Here is a 14847-nt window from a genome sequence, read left to right as displayed (position 1 = left end):
ACCGCCGGATCGGCGGGTTCTCCCGTGCTGGCAACAACGCGAGAAGTACTATTCACGTGCTGGGCACCGTTCGTTAACCTTCGAAGCAGACAATCGCTTTCGGGCCTGTGCGGGAGCGCGGACCTCTCCTCCCGCGCGGACGACCCAGCCGTCTCGCGCTGTCACCACAGTCGAGACCCGAATGAAAGGTTGCGCCCACATGCGCGAAGTCTTCCACCAGTCCCTCGAGGACCTGCAGTCCCGTCTCGTGGAGATCGCCGACCTCGTCACGGTCTCGATCGACAAGGCGACGCGTGCGTTCGCCACCAGCGACGTCGAGCTCGCCGAAGAGGTCATCGCCGACGACGCGAAGATCGACGAGCTGGCGGTCAAGCTCGACGAGCAGGCCATCGAGATCCTCGCCCGTCAGCAGCCCGTCGCCCGCGACCTGCGCATCGTGGTGATCGCGCTGCGTGTCAGCGCCTCGCTCGAGCGCATGGGCGACATGTCAGAGCACATCGCCCAGCTCGCTCGCCTCCGCTTCCCGGAGCGCGCGATCCCGAAGGGTCTCAAGGGCACCTTCACCAAGATGGGCGAGCTCGACGTCGAGATCTCGCGCACTCTCTCGGAGCTGCTGCGCACCCAGGACCTGCGCCTGGCCGACACCATCCGCAACACCGACGATGACATCGACGAGCTGCACGCCAGCGTGTTCGAGAAGGTGCTCAGCGACAACTGGAAGGGCGAGGCGACCGCGACGGTCGACGCCACGCTCGCCAGCCGCTACCACGAGCGCTTCGCCGACCACGCCGTCGCCGTCGCCAAGAAGGTCGTGTACCTCGCGACCGGTGACTGGCGCGTCGAAGAGGAGGACATCCCCCTCGCAGCCGAGCAGCAGCGCGAGTTCGGTCACGCCTGAGGCGTCACGACAGAGAAGAAGGGGGCGGATGCTGACAGCATCCGCCCCCTTCGTCGTCCGGTGCTACTTCTTGCCCTGCGCAGCCACGGCGGCGGCGCCTGCGGCAGCGGCCTCGGGGTCGAGGTAACGACCGGGGCCGGTCGGGACGTTGTTCTCGTCGAGCTCGTAGACCAGCGGAATGCCGGTGGGGATGTTGAGTTCGGCGATGTCGTCGTCGCTGATGCCCTCGAGGTGCTTCACCAGGCCGCGCAGCGAGTTGCCGTGGGCGGTGACGAGAACCGTCTTGCCGGCCTCGAGGTCGGGGACGATCGCGTCGTTCCAGTACGGCAGCAGGCGGTCGATCACGAGCTTCAGCGACTCGGTGCGGGGCACCTCGCCGTCGATGTCGGCGTATCGCACATCGCCGACCTGGCTGAACTCGCTCTCATCGTCGAGCAGGGGCGGCGGCACGTCGAACGAGCGACGCCACAGCTGGAACTGCTCGGGGCCGAACTCCTCGAGGGTCTGCGCCTTGTCCTTGCCCTGCAGGGCGCCGTAGTGACGCTCGTTGAGGCGCCACGAGCGCGTCACGGGAATCCACAGGCGGTCGGCTGCGTCGAGCGCGATGTTCGCGGTCTGGATCGCACGGCTGAGCAGAGAGGTGTGCAGCACGTCGGGCAGGATGCCGGCCTCGGCCAGCAGCTCGCCGCCGCGCTGAGCCTCCTTCTTGCCCTGCTCGTTGAGGCGGACGTCCACCCAGCCGGTGAACAGGTTCAGTTCGTTCCACTCGCTCCGGCCGTGACGGAGCAGGATCAGGGTGCGCTTCGAAGTCATGACGTCAGTTTATCGGCGCAGCTCGACGCGTCCACGCCCGTGCCCTGCGAGGATTGACGCATGGCGTCATCTCCTCTCGGTCGGCCGACCCGCGGCACAACCGGGACGAACCGGCTGCGCCGCAACGATCGATGGATCGCGGCGAGCCCCGCGTTCCGCCGAGCCGAAGACCCGCTGGTGATCGACCTCGGCTACGGCGCCAGCGGTGTGACGGCGTTCGAGCTCGCGACCCGTCTGCAGCGCGTCCGCGCGGATGCCGAGGTGCGTGGCCTCGAGATCGATCCGGAGCGAGTGGCCACCGCGAACCGCCAGCTCGCCGAGGTGCAGGCTGCGCGCACGCCCTTCTCCCCCGACCTCCGAGTCTCGTTCGCCCGTGGAGGGTTCGAGGTGCCGCTGCCGGCCGGACGCCGACCCGCGGTCATCCGGGCCATGAACGTGCTGCGGCAGTACGACGAGGGCGACGTCGCGAGCGCCTGGCGCACCATGTCGACTCGGCTGTCTCGTGACGGGCTTCTCGTCGAGGGCACCTGCGATGAGATCGGGCGCGTGTCGAGCTGGGTCGACGTGGGCCCGACGGGAGCGCCGCTGCGATTCACGATCTCGCTCCGACTCGCCGACCTCGAACATCCGAGCATCGTCGCAGAGCGCCTGCCGAAGGCTCTCATCCACCGCAACGTGCCTGGCGAGCGGATCCACTCCCTGCTCGTCGACCTCGACCGCGAATGGGACCGTGCAGCACCGCTGTCGACTTTCGGCGCGACGCAGCGGTTCCTGGCCGCGGTCGCGGCGCTCCGGGATCAGGGGTGGCCGGTGCTGGGCGGCAAGACCAGGTGGCGACTGGGCGAGCTCACGCTCCCCTGGGATGCGGTGGCTCCGCTCCCCTGACGGGTGCTCCCCTGACGGGTGGGCCCTGCACGCCTCGCTCAGCCCGCCTGACGGGGATCCGGGGCGCTGGGGCGACGGGACAGCCGGGTGAGGCGCGGGATGTCGGCCATGGCACCCGCATCCGCCGGCACGATGACCTGCTGGGTCGCGGCGATGTCTGCGCCCTCGGCTCGGACGACGAGATCGCCCACCGGCGTGCGACGAGACAGGATCGCGAGCGCGATCGGGCCGTCTTCATGGTGTCTGGCGACGGAGGTGATGTGCCCCACCTCGTCGTCACCGGCGAAGACCGCATCGCCGACTGCCGGCAGCACCGCCTCGCTGCCGTCGAGGTGCAGCGCCGCGAGCCTGCGAGGCGGGTGTCCGAGGTTGTGCACCTTGGCCACCGTCTCCTGGCCGCGGTAGCACCCCTTGTTCAGGTGCACCGCGGTGCGGATCCAGTCCGATTCGTGGGGCAGCGAGCGCTCGTCGACCTCGGCCGACCACCGCGGACGCCAGGCGGCGACGCGCAGTGCCTCGGCGGCGAGGAGCCCTGCCACCTCTTCGGACGACAGGGTCGCGGCGAGCGCGTCGGCGGCGTCGGTCGTCGCGATCGCCACTCTCCACGCGAGCTCTGCGCCCGGGTGATCGGTGACCTCGGCGTACTGATGACCACCCGCGCTCACGCGCTGCCAGGGGTCGGCCCAGATCAGCGGAGCGCCGGACGGAGCGGATGCGGCAGCAGTCGCCCGCTCAGCCGCAGCGCCACCGTCGACGAAGCCGAGCAACGCCAGATCAGGGCGCACAGCCACGGTCGCCTGGGTGCGGAACTTCATGCGCGTCAGCCAGGTCGCGAGCGCCTCCGCGTCGTCGGCGTCGGCGATCAGCCAGGTCGACGAGCCGTCGTCGACGACCCCTGCCGCGTGCTCCACGCGCCCCTGAGGGTCGAGCACCAGCAGCTCCGTGCTCTCGCCGGGAGCGAGTCGCCCCACGGACTGAGAGGTGATCGAGTCCAGCCACCCCAGCCGTTCGGGACCGGCGACTTCGATGACCGTCCGGTCGCCGAGCGGAACCAGGGCCGCGCCGTCTGCGAGACGGCGCTGCTCGCGGAAGGCGTCGCCGAAGTGCGCGATCCCGTGCTCGGCGATCACAGCTCCCGGGAAGTCGGTGAATCCGGTCATGTCAGACCTTCGCGAGTCGAGCGGAGGCGTGAGACCGCATCGGCGTGCCGAGGGCCGCGATGTCCCAGGCCCAGAGAAGGTGGTTGTCGACCAGGCCGTACATCCGCGTGGCTGCGCCGTACTCCTTGGCCCCGGCTCCGCGCACGATGGCGTCGGAGGCGATGTCGATACGCGGACCGTTGATCTCGCCGAGGTAGAGCTCGAGCGTCCCGTCGGCGTGGGCGATCGAGACCTCGATCGGGAAGCCGCCTAAGGGAGCGCGCAGTTCCTCCACGTCGTCGACGCTGCGCACGACCTGCTCGGCGCGCGGCGGCAGCAGTGCGGGGCCGGCGTCGGAGTCAGAGGCCGGCCGGGAGAGACGCCAGTAGCCGCTCTCGGCGACGAGCGGGATCGAGTCAGCACCGTCTTCGCCCGCCAGGATCGCCGTCGCGGAGTAGTTCAGGAAGGGGCCGCCGTCATGGCTGAAGCTCACCCGGTGGGTGAACTCGCCCTGCAGACGGTCATCGCCGACCGGATAGTCGATGACCCCGGTGCCCTCCCAGACGCCGATCAGCCACGAGAGCGGCGCGAGGTCGGCCGGGAGATCGGTGGGCAGCTCGAGCACGATGCTCAGCGCTGGCCGCGGAAGAGGTTCCGCAGCACGACGACCGAGACGAAGGCGATCGCGAGGCTCGCCAGGCCCAGAAGACCGATGAAGAAGAGTTCGAGCGCCATGAGGTCCATGGCCTCCACTTTACCCTCCGGCAGGCCGGGTGTCTCGTCCGCAGATCAGGTGACGAGAGCGGCGAGGCCGAAGCCGACCGAGATCACGCCCATCAGCAGCAGTGCGCCGATGGTGCTGGCGCCCACGCGGAAGATGAAGCCCTGCGTGCGCCCGTACTGCAGCTGCACGGCGAAGGAGAGGAGCACGATCGCGCCGAAGACCACGAGCAGCCACGGCACTCGCCACTCCTCGGCGACGAAGATGCCCACGCCGATCGAGGCGACGAAGGCGACCGCCCAGACGATGAGCACGCCGACGAAAGCATTACGCGGTGCGAGCGCTGGATCCGTCATGACTCCATTGTGACCCATCGGCGCCCGGTATCATTGCGGCACGGCGTACCCCGCCGTCCGGAAGGAGTGCGTGTGGCCCAGGTCCTGGTGTTGACCAATGCTCCGGTCTCGGAGCAGGTCCTGCCCGCACTCGAGCTCCTCAGCCATCGAGTGCGCCAGATCCCGGCCGAGCCCGCCCAACTCGTGAGCGCCCCCGAATACGACATCGTGATCGTCGACGGGCGTCTCGACCTCGTCGGCGCGAAGTCGCTCTGCCGCCTGCTGCGAGCCACCGGTCAGGATGCGCCGCTGCTGCTCGTCGTGACGGAGGGCGGGATGAGCGCGCTGTCCGGAGACTGGGGCATCGACGACGTGCTCCTCGCCACCGCCGGCCCGGCCGAGACCGATGCCCGCGTGCGGCTCGCCCTCGCCCGCCGGGACGAGGTCGCAGAGCCGACGCGCGTGCAGGCCTCCGGCGTCACGATCGACGAGCAGTCGTATTCGGCGAAGCTCAGAGGGCGCCCGCTGGACCTCACGTACAAGGAGTTCCAGCTCCTGCACTTCCTCGCCACGCACCCGTCGCGGGTGTTCACGCGCGAGCAGCTGCTCAGCGAGGTGTGGGGCTACGACTACTTCGGCGGCACCAGAACCGTCGATGTGCACGTGCGACGCCTGCGGGCGAAGCTGGGCGACCAGGAGCAGATCATCGGCACGGTCCGCAATGTCGGGTACCGATTCAACGTCTACGACGAGGAGACGGTCGCCGCATCGCGGTGACGCACGCACCGTCAGTTCACACGCGCGTCACCTCACGGTGCTTAGATGTACCCCATGATCGATCCCGCACTCGCCGACGCAGGTCTCGGTGACGCTGAAGATGACGACTTCGATGCCGTCGAGTCCCCCGACTCGCTCCTCCCCGACCACCGCTACCACGATCGCGAGCTGAGCTGGCTCGCTTTCAACCAGCGCGTGCTCGAACTCGCGGAGGATCCGTCGCTCCCCGAACTCGAGCGTGCGAACTTCCTCGCCATCTTCGCGAGCAACCTCGACGAGTTCTTCATGGTGCGCGTCGCCGGACTCAAGCGCCGCATCCTGACCGGTCTGGCGGTGCCCACCAACATCGGCCGCTCCCCCGCCGACGCCCTCGCCGACATCGCCCGTGAGGCGCACGCACTGCAGCTGCGTCACGCCGACGCCTGGAAGTCGCTCGTGCGTCCGGCGCTGGCCGAGTCCGGCATCGAGATCACCGAATGGGCCGAGCTCACCGACGAGGAGCGAGCCAAGCTCTCCGAGTACTTCGGCGCCCAGGTGTTCCCCGTGCTGATGCCGCTCGCGGTCGACCCGGCGCACCCGTTCCCGTACATCTCCGGGCTGTCGCTGAACCTCGCCATCCGCATCCGCAACGCCCGCACCGGGCGTCAGGAGTTCGCGCGCCTCAAGGTGCCGCCCATGCTTCCCCGATTCGTCGAGGTTCCGGGCTCCGGCGAGATCAAGCGCTTCCTCACGCTCGAAGAGCTCATCGCGAACCACCTCGGCGATCTCTTCCCGGGCATGGAGGTCCTCGACCACCACGCCTTCCGCCTCACCCGCAACGAGGATGTGGAGATCGAGGAGGACGAGAGCGAGAACCTCATCCAGGCGCTCGAGGCCGAGCTGCTCCGCCGCCGCTTCGGTCCGCCGATCCGCCTCGAGATCACCGACGACATGGACGAGGTCACGATGGACCTCCTGGTGCGCGAGCTCGAGATCACCGACCAGGAGATCTACCGACTCCCCGGACCGCTCGACCTCCGAGGTCTCTTCGACCTGTCGCGCATCGATCGCCCGGATCTCCGCTACCCGCCGCATCTTCCGACCACGGCGGTCGCCTTCCAGCCGACCGGGAGCAACACCCGAGCCGACATCTTCAAGGCGATCCGCAAGTCGGACGTGCTCGTGCACCACCCGTACGAGTCGTTCACCACGAGCGTCGTCTCGTTCCTCGAGCAGGCGGCGCGCGACCCGCACGTGCTCGCGATCAAGCAGACTCTCTACCGCACCTCGGGCGACAGCCCGATCGTCGAGGCGCTGATCGACGCCGCCGAAGCGGGAAAGCAGGTGCTGGCGCTGGTCGAGGTCAAGGCCCGCTTCGACGAGGCGAACAACATCGTCTGGGCGCGCAAGCTCGAGAAGGCGGGCGTGCACGTCGTCTACGGCCTCGTCGGACTCAAGACCCACTGCAAGCTCGCGCTCGTCATCCGTGAGGAAGACGGGGTGCTGCGTCACTACTCGCACATCGGCACGGGCAACTACAACCCGAAGACCAGCCGCATCTACGAGGACTTCGGGCTGTTCACCACCGACGCCCAGGTCGGCAAGGATCTCACTCGCCTGTTCAACGAGCTCAGCGGATACGCGATCGAGAAGAAGTTCAAGCGCTTGCTCGTCGCGCCGCTCCACCTGCGCAAGGGCCTCGTGCGCCAGATCGACCACGAGCGCCGCAATGCCGAGAACGGCAAGCCGGCGAGCATCCGCATCAAGGTGAACTCGATGGTCGACGAAGAGGTCATCGACGCCCTGTACCGCGCGAGCGCTGCCGGCGTGAAGGTCGACGTGTGGGTGCGAGGCATCTGCAGTCTGCGCACCGACCTCGAGGGGATCAGCGACAACATCACCGTCCGCAGCATCCTCGGTCGTTACCTCGAGCACTCGCGCATCTTCGCGTTCCACAACGACGGCGACGCGCAGGTGTACATCGGCAGCGCCGACATGATGCACCGCAACCTCGACCGCCGCGTCGAGGCGCTGGTGCGCGTCACCGACCCCGGTCACATGAAGGACCTGCTCGACTTCTTCGACCTCGCCATGGACCCGGGAACCACCTCGTGGCACCTCGGCGCCGACGGCGTCTGGACCCGGCACGCCACGGATGCCGCAGGCAAGCCGCTCATCGACCTGCAGGACAAGACCATGGGGTTGGTCCAGCGACGCCGTCGCGCACGGGCGGTTCGATGAACGACGATTCGAGCACCAGAGCAGCACGGTCGAAGTGGACGGACAAGGCCGTGTACGCGGCCGGCGCGGTCGTCTGGCGACTCATCGACGGCAAGCTGCGGATCCTTCTGATCCATCGCACCAAGTACCGCGACGTTACGCTTCCCAAGGGCAAGGTCGACCCCGGTGAGATGCTCGCCGAGACGGCTGTGCGGGAGGTGCACGAAGAGACCGGCATCCGCGTCTCGCTCGGAGTCCCCGTCGGCGTGAGCCGTTACCATCTGCCCTCCAGCAAGCAGAAGGTCGTGCACTACTGGGCGGCCGAGGCCACGTCCGACGCGATCCGCGCCTCGACGTTCGTGCCGAATCGCGAGATCGCCGCGCTCGAATGGGTCAGCGTCAAGAAGGCGCGCGACCGGCTGAGCTACCCGGTCGACATCGAGATCCTCGACTTCTTCGCTCAGCTCGTCGATGACGGCGTGCTGCGCACGTTCCCGATCATCGCCCTGCGCCACGCGAAGGCGCTCTCGCGCGGCGACTGGGACGGCCCGGATGCCGAACGTCCTCTGACCGATCGAGGCCTGCATCAGGCGAAGTCGATCGTCGGCCCCCTGCGGGCCTTCGGCGTGCGCAAGATCATCACGAGTGATGCCGTGCGCTGCATGCAGACCGTGACCCCGCTCGCGAGGGCCCTCGATCGGAAGACCGTCACCACACCGAAGATCAGTCAGGACGCGTGGGAGGACGGCGAAGACGATCTGCGTTCGATCGTCGGTCGCCGCGTGCGGTCGGGCAAGCCGGCAGTGCTGTGCAGCCATGGCCCTGTGCTCCCGGGAATCCTGACCGAGATCGCCCTGGCCACCGGAACGGTCCGCGGCTCCTATGTCAGCAGCGCGGCCGACCTCGAACCGGCCGCCTTCTCGGTCGCGCACCTCTCGGCCTCCAACCCGGGGTCGGGGATCATCGCGATCGAGACGCACATCCCCAAGGTCTAGCGCGCTGCGAAAGACGACGAAAGGCCGCATCCGTCAACGGATGCGGCCTTTCGCATGCCCCAGAGAGACGCGCGCCGTTCACCTGCCGTTCACCTGCGCGGGAGAGTCTCGTTAACCGCCGCACATAGCGTCACTGTGTGCCCTGCACCGGGCCCCACCACATCAAAGATCGAAGGATCCACAGTGAAGATCTCCCGAATCGCACGTATCGGCGCCGTCGGCGCCGTGGCCGCTCTCGCCCTCGCCGGCTGTGCCGCGAACGAAGGCGGAACCGGCGGAACCACCGACGCGCCGAGCGAATCCACTCTCTCCGGCACCATCGAGGCCACCGGAGCCTCCTCGCAGGAAGCAGCCCAGCAGTCCTGGGTCGCCGCATTCCAGACCGCCAACCCCGACACCACGGTGAACTACACCGCGACGGGTTCGGGCACCGGCCGCGAGAACTTCATCGCCGGTTCGTCGAACTTCATCGGCTCCGACCGCGCGTTCAACGCCGACGAGCTCGCCGCGGGCGGCTTCGGCTCGTGCGCCTCCGACGAGATCGTCGAGATCCCCGTCTACATCTCCCCCGTCGCCGTCGCGTTCAACCTCGAGGGCGTCGACGAGCTGAACCTCGACGGCGAGACCATCGCCAAGATCTTCGCGGGCACCATCACGAAGTGGAACGACGACGCGATCGCCTCGCAGAACGAGGGCGTCGAACTGCCCGACCAGGCCATCGTGACCGTGCACCGCTCCGACCCCTCGGGCACGCAGGAGACGTTCACCAAGTACCTCAGCGCCGTCGCCCCCGACGTGTGGACCTACGAGCCCAGCGACGAGTGGCCCCTGCAGACCGGCGAGGCCGGCGACGGCACCTCGGGCGTCGTCGACGCGATCACCAACGGCTCCGGCTACATCGGCYTCGCCGACGCGTCGCGCACCTCCGAGCTCGGACAGGTCGCCGTCGAGGTCGAGGGCGAGTACGTCCCCTACTCGGCAGACGCCGCAGCCGCGCTCGTCGAGGCGTCGCCGCTCGAGGAGGGCCGCTCGGACCACGACCTCGCGTTCGCCGTCGACCCGGCCGCAGCACCCGCCGGCTCGTACCCGATCGCACTCGTGTCCTACCTCATCGGCTGCGTCGAGTACGACGACGCCGAGACCGCCGGCCTCGTGAAGGCGTACTTCCAGTACGTCGCATCGGCCGAGGGTCAGGATGCCGCAGCCGAGGCCGCGGGCAGCGCGCCGATCTCGGACAGCCTGCGCGACCAGATCAGCACCGCGATCGACGCGATCGTCACGGAGTGACCGAAGGCTCAGCCCACCGCTGAGCCCCGGTCCGACGCCCCCGGGTGTCGGTCGAGAGGACTCGACCGACACCCGGGGGCACCCGCATGAAAACCCCCGAAAGTCCCTCAGAGCCTGGAGTCGCTCCGATGTCCACAACCACAACGGGTCCCGATACCACCCGTTCAGCCGGGACACCCCCCAAGCTGCGTCGACGGGGAGACCTCGTCTTCTCGGGCACCGCGCTGGCCGCGGGAATCATCATCCTCGTCACGCTCGCCGCCGTGGCCCTGTTCCTCATCGTGCAGTCGATCCCCGCGCTCTCGGGAGACACGAGCGGCAACCACATCCTCGAGGGTCAGTCGTTCCTGTCCTGGGTCTGGCCGTTCGTCTTCGGAACGCTGTGGTCGAGCTTCATCGCCCTCGTGATCGCCGCTCCCATCGCGATCGGCATCGCGCTGTTCATCTCGCACTACGCGCCGCGGCGCCTCGCCGGGTTCCTCGGCTACATCATCGACCTGCTCGCGGCGGTCCCGTCGGTCGTCTTCGGCCTCTGGGGAGCCCTCACCTTCGCCCCGATGCTCGTGCCCTTCTACAAGTGGCTCAACGAGAACCTCGGCTGGATCCCGATCTTCAGCGGCACGCCCTCGGGCACGGGAAAGACGATCCTCACCGCATCCCTCGTGCTCGCCGTCATGATCCTGCCGATCATGACCGCGATCTGCCGCGAGGTGTTCCTGCAGACGCCGAAGCTCCACGAGGAGGCGGCGCTCGCGCTCGGGGCCACCCGCTGGGAGATGGTCCGCATGGCCGTCCTGCCCTTCGCACGCAGCGGAATGGTGTCGGGCGCCATGCTCGGCCTCGGACGCGCGCTCGGCGAGACCATGGCCGTGACCCTCGTGCTCTCGCCTCTCGGCATCGTCACGTTCAACCTGATCAACCCGGAGAACCCCACGACGATCCCCGCGATCATCGCGCTGCGGTTCCCCGAGGCCCACGACGAGGGCGTCAACACGCTCATCGCGGCGGGTCTGATCCTCTTCATCGTCACCTTCGCGGTCAACTTCGTGGCCCGCTGGATCGTCTCGCGCCGTGCTGAGTTCTCGGGAGCCAACTGACATGACCGCCACCCTCACGCCCTCGCCGTCATCCGTCGCCGCTCCGGTGCACAGCACGTCGGCAGGTCATCTTCCCCGGTGGGCGCCCTGGGCGCTGCTGCTGGCCGCCTTCGTGGTGTCGGCCACGATCTTCGCCTTCGTCAACGCGGGCAACGACCCCGCCGACTTCAACATCGCACTCACCCTCGTCGTCGGCCTCATCTTCTACATGGTTCTGATCTTCGTGATCTCCACCGTGGTCGAGAGCCGTCGCCACGCGATCGACCGCCTCATGACGGCGCTGGTGTCCGGCGCCTTCGTCGTCGCGCTCCTCCCGCTCATCTCGCTGCTGTACACCGTGGTCGTCAACGGCCTCATGCGGTTCGACGGCGAGTTCTTCAGCTTCTCGATGCGCAACATCGTCGGCGAAGGCGGCGGCGCGGTGCACGCCATCTGGGGCACGCTCCTCATCACCCTGGGCGCCACGATCATCTCGGTGCCGATCGGTCTGATGACCTCGATCTACCTCGTCGAGTACGGAGAGGGACGCAAGCTCGCCCGCGGCATCACGTTCCTCGTCGACGTCATGACAGGCATCCCGTCGATCGTCGCCGGTCTGTTCATCTACTCCGTGTTCTCGCTGATCGTCGGTCCCGGCACCCGCATGGGCATCATGGGCTCGCTCGCCCTCTCGGTGCTGATGATCCCCGTGGTCGTGCGCGGTTCCGAGGAACTCCTGCGGATCGTCCCGAACGAGCTCCGGGAGGCCGCCTACGCGCTCGGTGTGCCGAAGTGGCTGACGATCATCAAGGTCGTCCTGCCGACCGCCATCGCCGGAATCCTGACCAGCATCATGCTCGCCATCTCACGCGTGATCGGTGAGACCGCGCCGCTGCTGCTCACGGTCGGCATCGTGCAGGGCATGAACCTGAACATGTTCAGCGGGCAGATGGCGACGCTGCCCGTGTTCTCGTACATGCAGGCCAAGTACCCCGGCATCCCCGTCGATGCCTATCTCGACAGGGCCTGGGCCGCCGCCCTCACCCTGATCGTCATCGTGATGGTGCTGAACCTGCTGGCCAGGATCATCGCCAAGGTGTTCGCCCCCAAGATCAACGGCCGCTGAGCCGTCTTTCCCGACTGAAGAAGAAGGATCACACGTGTCCAAGAGCATCGAAGTCAACGACCTCAACGTCTACTACAGCGACTTCCTCGCCGTCGAAGGCGTCAGCATCGAGATCAAGCCCAACACCGTCACGGCGTTCATCGGCCCGTCCGGCTGCGGCAAGTCCACGTTCCTGCGCACCCTCAACCGCATGCACGAGGTCATCCCCGGCGCTCGTGTCGAGGGAGAAGTGCTGATCGACGGCAAGAACCTCTACGGCGCCGGCGTCGACCCCGTGCTGGTGCGCCGTCAGGTCGGCATGGTCTTCCAGCGTCCCAACCCGTTCCCCACCATGTCGATCAAGGAGAACGTGCTCGCGGGCGTCAAGCTCAACAACACGCGCATGGCGAAGAGCGATCAGGATGCTCTCGTCGAGAAGTCCCTGCGTGGCGCGAACCTCTGGAACGAGGTCAAGGACCGCCTCGACCGCCCCGGTTCGGGTCTCTCGGGCGGCCAGCAGCAGCGTCTGTGCATCGCGCGTGCCATCGCCGTCTCCCCCGACGTGATCCTGATGGACGAGCCCTGCTCGGCGCTCGACCCGATCTCGACCTTCGCGATCGAGGAGCTCATCGCCGAGATCAAGTCGGAGTACACCGTCGTCATCGTGACGCACAACATGCAGCAGGCGAGCCGCGTGTCCGACCGGACCGCCTTCTTCAACATCGCCGGCACCGGCAAGCCCGGAAAGCTCATCGAGTACGACGACACCCGCACGATGTTCACCACCCCGTCGGTGCAGGCGACCGAGGACTACGTCTCGGGACGCTTCGGATAAGCATCCGGTCTCAGACCGAGAGAGGGCCCGGCGCTTCGGCGTCGGGCCCTCTCTCGTTCCTGCGACCGGGCGCGCCTCAGTCTCGGGGCGAGAGGAGGTACTCGTTGAGCTCGGCCGTGAGCGCGCGATCGACGGGCAACTCGACTCCGTCTACGGCGGTGATCGGGGCGGCGAGGCGGACGCTGGAGACGAGCCAGGCGGCGTCAGCACGCGACAGATCGGATGCCGGCACCTGCGCATACTCGGCGACGAATCCGCGCGCGGTGAGGTGCTCGTAGACGCTGAGCTGCGTCGTACCGTGCAGGATGCCGCCGTTGGGCGCCGGCGTCACGAAACGCTCGCCGAAGCGCAGGATCAGCGACGCGGTCGGTGCCTCGAGCACGAAGCCGTCACGCGAGAGGAAGATCGCGTCGTCAGCTCCACGTCGGTGCGCTTCGCGAAGCGCCGCCATGTTCACCGCATACGAGAGGGTCTTGGCCCCGAGCAGCAGCCACGGTGCCTTCTCAGCCACGTCGAGGTCGTACCCGCGGTCGAGGGTGACCACGCGGATCCCCTGCTCGCGCACCGCCGAGAAGTCGGATGCCGGTGCGGCCGTGACCCAGGCGGTCGGTGTGGGGCCGTGCTCGACGCCACGGCTGAGGATGAGCTTGATGACGTACTCGCCCTGTTCGCAGTGGGCGGCCGCTCGCTCGATGGCCTGGTGCCACTGCGCCTGATTGGGGAGCGGCAGGTCGCACAGCTGCGCCGAGTGCGCGAGCCTCTCGAGGTGCGGCACGACCTCCTGCGCATGCCCGTCGATCACGCCGATCGACTCGAACACTCCGTCGCCGCGCTGCGTGCTCAGCTCCCCCACGCTCAGCGCCGGTGCGGCCGCATCGACGAGGGTGAACGTGTCTGCGAAGTCGGAGCGGGCGACGTCGGCCGCCGCAGGATCGATCATCAGAGCAAAGCGCCGTGTCATGATCCGAGCCTAGGGCCCCGGGAATACCTTCAGCGCGAACTTGTTACACTGGAGTGGCCGGGCCGCATAACCCCGGGCTCCAATTTTTGCCGCTGCGAGCGGCCTTCCGCCGAGAGGCGTTTTTGCGGCCCGGTCTTTTCATGCCCGGGCACGGACCCGGACCCGGACCAGAACCCGGCCGCCGCGTCGATTCAGGCCAATGCGCCCGAGCGCCACAGCACGGCAGCGGCAGACAGGTCCTGCGCATAGCTGCTCAGGCGCAGGGCGCGAGTGGTGAGCTCGCTCGCGCGCGACGGTTCGGTCGGCTCGTAGTCGTCCGCCGCGTGGGTCGCGCCAGAGGCCTGGACCCGGCAGAACGCCGCGGCCCGATCGAGGGCGACCGCGAAGTCCCCGCGGAACGCCCCGCGGAGGATCGTGTCGATCAGGGCGACGAGCTCGTCGGGGTTCGCCGGTACCGGCGCTCCGGCGATCACGGCATCCACGGATGCGAGCTCCACTCTGCCCCGCTCGTACAGCAGGGCCGCGGTGTGCGGATCGCCGTGGATGGCCAGCTGCAGGAGGTACAGCCGCCACAGCGCGCCCGGCAGAGTGCGAGACGGAGCCTTCGACCAGAGCTCGGCGATCTCGTCGATGCCGTGCTCGTCGGTGAAGGCGACGAGCCGGTCGGCGCTCACGCCGCTCTCATCGGCGCGCACGCGGGTCAGCAGAGCGGATGCGGTCGCATGCGCGACGCGCGTCTCCTCGGCGGGATCGTGACTGCCCACGATGTTGTCGAAGGCACTGGTGGGCCGGCGCACCGGACGGGAGAACTGCTCAGGCAT

At 68.1% G+C, this 14847-nt stretch carries 15 protein-coding genes; 9 read left to right on the top strand and 6 right to left on the bottom strand.

Annotated elements, in window-relative coordinates; genetic code table 11:
• Nucleotides 1-199: 199 nt before the first annotated feature.
• Nucleotides 200-898, top strand: coding sequence for a phosphate signaling complex protein PhoU (gene phoU / locus AC04ME_RS09295; protein WP_042539758.1), 699 nt, complete (start codon nt 200-202; stop codon nt 896-898).
• A 63-nt stretch (nt 899-961) separates the two neighbouring features.
• On the opposite strand, the gene AC04ME_RS09290 is transcribed toward phoU, so the two are convergent.
• Nucleotides 962-1711, bottom strand: coding sequence for a phosphoglyceromutase (locus AC04ME_RS09290; RefSeq protein WP_042539756.1), 750 nt, complete (start codon nt 1709-1711; stop codon nt 962-964).
• Between the two features lie 60 nt (nt 1712-1771).
• Here AC04ME_RS09290 and AC04ME_RS09285 point away from each other — a divergent pair, with 60 nt between their 5' ends.
• Nucleotides 1772-2596, top strand: coding sequence for a class I SAM-dependent methyltransferase (locus AC04ME_RS09285; protein ID WP_475434683.1), 825 nt, complete (start codon nt 1772-1774; stop codon nt 2594-2596).
• A gap of 38 nt (nt 2597-2634) precedes the next feature.
• On the opposite strand, the gene ygfZ is transcribed toward AC04ME_RS09285, so the two are convergent.
• From ygfZ to AC04ME_RS09270, 3 genes are all read right to left on the bottom strand, one after another.
• The gene (ygfZ, locus tag AC04ME_RS09280; protein WP_475434681.1) at nt 2635-3756 is read right to left on the bottom strand and encodes a CAF17-like 4Fe-4S cluster assembly/insertion protein YgfZ; all 1122 of its coding nucleotides are present in this window, start codon (nt 3754-3756) and stop codon (nt 2635-2637) included.
• A 1-nt stretch (nt 3757) separates the two neighbouring features.
• Nucleotides 3758-4360, bottom strand: a complete 603-nt coding sequence (locus tag AC04ME_RS09275) for a heme-binding beta-barrel domain-containing protein (RefSeq protein ID WP_475434679.1) — start codon at nt 4358-4360, stop codon at nt 3758-3760.
• 164 nt (nt 4361-4524) lie between these two features.
• Nucleotides 4525-4812, bottom strand: a complete 288-nt coding sequence (locus AC04ME_RS09270; RefSeq protein WP_042539747.1) for a hypothetical protein — start codon at nt 4810-4812, stop codon at nt 4525-4527.
• Nucleotides 4813-4884: 72 nt separating this feature from the next.
• Between AC04ME_RS09270 and AC04ME_RS09265 the strand changes: the two genes are divergently transcribed.
• From AC04ME_RS09265 to pstB, 7 genes are all read left to right on the top strand, one after another.
• Nucleotides 4885-5568, top strand: coding sequence for a winged helix-turn-helix transcriptional regulator (locus tag AC04ME_RS09265; RefSeq protein ID WP_042539745.1), 684 nt, complete (start codon nt 4885-4887; stop codon nt 5566-5568).
• 54 nt (nt 5569-5622) lie between these two features.
• Nucleotides 5623-7788 carry an RNA degradosome polyphosphate kinase gene (locus tag AC04ME_RS09260; protein WP_042539743.1) on the top strand — a complete coding sequence of 722 codons (2166 nt, stop codon included), beginning with the start codon at nt 5623-5625 and terminating at the stop codon, nt 7786-7788.
• On the top strand, nt 7785-8762 hold the full coding sequence (locus AC04ME_RS09255; protein WP_475434676.1) for an NUDIX hydrolase: 978 nt from the start codon (nt 7785-7787) through the stop codon (nt 8760-8762). The genes AC04ME_RS09260 and AC04ME_RS09255 overlap by 4 nt, the downstream gene beginning before the upstream one ends.
• Before the next feature lie 183 nt (nt 8763-8945).
• Nucleotides 8946-10049: a phosphate ABC transporter substrate-binding protein PstS gene (locus AC04ME_RS09250; RefSeq protein ID WP_475434674.1), complete on the top strand. Its 1104-nt coding sequence runs from the start codon at nt 8946-8948 to the stop codon at nt 10047-10049.
• Nucleotides 10050-10177: 128 nt separating this feature from the next.
• On the top strand, nt 10178-11146 hold the full coding sequence (gene pstC, locus AC04ME_RS09245; protein ID WP_042539737.1) for a phosphate ABC transporter permease subunit PstC: 969 nt from the start codon (nt 10178-10180) through the stop codon (nt 11144-11146).
• A 1-nt stretch (nt 11147) separates the two neighbouring features.
• Nucleotides 11148-12251, top strand: coding sequence for a phosphate ABC transporter permease PstA (gene pstA / locus AC04ME_RS09240; RefSeq protein ID WP_042539734.1), 1104 nt, complete (start codon nt 11148-11150; stop codon nt 12249-12251).
• A gap of 34 nt (nt 12252-12285) precedes the next feature.
• Complete coding sequence (gene pstB / locus AC04ME_RS09235; protein ID WP_042539732.1) at nt 12286-13065, top strand: phosphate ABC transporter ATP-binding protein PstB; 780 nt, start codon at nt 12286-12288, stop codon at nt 13063-13065.
• Nucleotides 13066-13141: 76 nt separating this feature from the next.
• Here the strand turns inward: pstB and AC04ME_RS09230 are convergent, their stop codons facing one another.
• On the bottom strand, nt 13142-14026 hold the full coding sequence (locus AC04ME_RS09230; protein ID WP_079113291.1) for an aminodeoxychorismate lyase: 885 nt from the start codon (nt 14024-14026) through the stop codon (nt 13142-13144).
• A 191-nt stretch (nt 14027-14217) separates the two neighbouring features.
• On the bottom strand, nt 14218-14847 hold the full coding sequence (locus AC04ME_RS09225) for a hypothetical protein (RefSeq protein WP_042539728.1): 630 nt from the start codon (nt 14845-14847) through the stop codon (nt 14218-14220).

It is taken from the genome of Microbacterium sp. LjRoot205, from assembly GCF_056175745.1.
The sequence above is the reverse complement of the archived record's forward strand: the minus strand, read 5'-3'. Positions and strand labels throughout refer to the sequence as shown.

What these genes read in the sequence shown, in the direction of transcription:
- phoU (WP_042539758.1), top strand. Translation starts at nt 200, where the DNA reads ATGCGCGAAGTCTTCCACCAGTCCCTCGAGGACCTGCAGTCCCGTCTC.
- AC04ME_RS09290 (WP_042539756.1), bottom strand. Translation starts at nt 1,711, where the DNA reads ATGACTTCGAAGCGCACCCTGATCCTGCTCCGTCACGGCCGGAGCGAG.
- AC04ME_RS09285 (WP_475434683.1), top strand. Translation starts at nt 1,772, where the DNA reads ATGGCGTCATCTCCTCTCGGTCGGCCGACCCGCGGCACAACCGGGACG.
- ygfZ (WP_475434681.1), bottom strand. Translation starts at nt 3,756, where the DNA reads ATGACCGGATTCACCGACTTCCCGGGAGCTGTGATCGCCGAGCACGGG.
- AC04ME_RS09270 (WP_042539747.1), bottom strand. Translation starts at nt 4,812, where the DNA reads ATGACGGATCCAGCGCTCGCACCGCGTAATGCTTTCGTCGGCGTGCTC.
- AC04ME_RS09260 (WP_042539743.1), top strand. Translation starts at nt 5,623, where the DNA reads ATGATCGATCCCGCACTCGCCGACGCAGGTCTCGGTGACGCTGAAGAT.
- AC04ME_RS09255 (WP_475434676.1), top strand. Translation starts at nt 7,785, where the DNA reads ATGAACGACGATTCGAGCACCAGAGCAGCACGGTCGAAGTGGACGGAC.
- pstC (WP_042539737.1), top strand. Translation starts at nt 10,178, where the DNA reads ATGTCCACAACCACAACGGGTCCCGATACCACCCGTTCAGCCGGGACA.
- pstA (WP_042539734.1), top strand. Translation starts at nt 11,148, where the DNA reads ATGACCGCCACCCTCACGCCCTCGCCGTCATCCGTCGCCGCTCCGGTG.
- AC04ME_RS09230 (WP_079113291.1), bottom strand. Translation starts at nt 14,026, where the DNA reads ATGACACGGCGCTTTGCTCTGATGATCGATCCTGCGGCGGCCGACGTC.
- AC04ME_RS09225 (WP_042539728.1), bottom strand. Translation starts at nt 14,847, where the DNA reads ATGCCTGAGCAGTTCTCCCGTCCGGTGCGCCGGCCCACCAGTGCCTTC.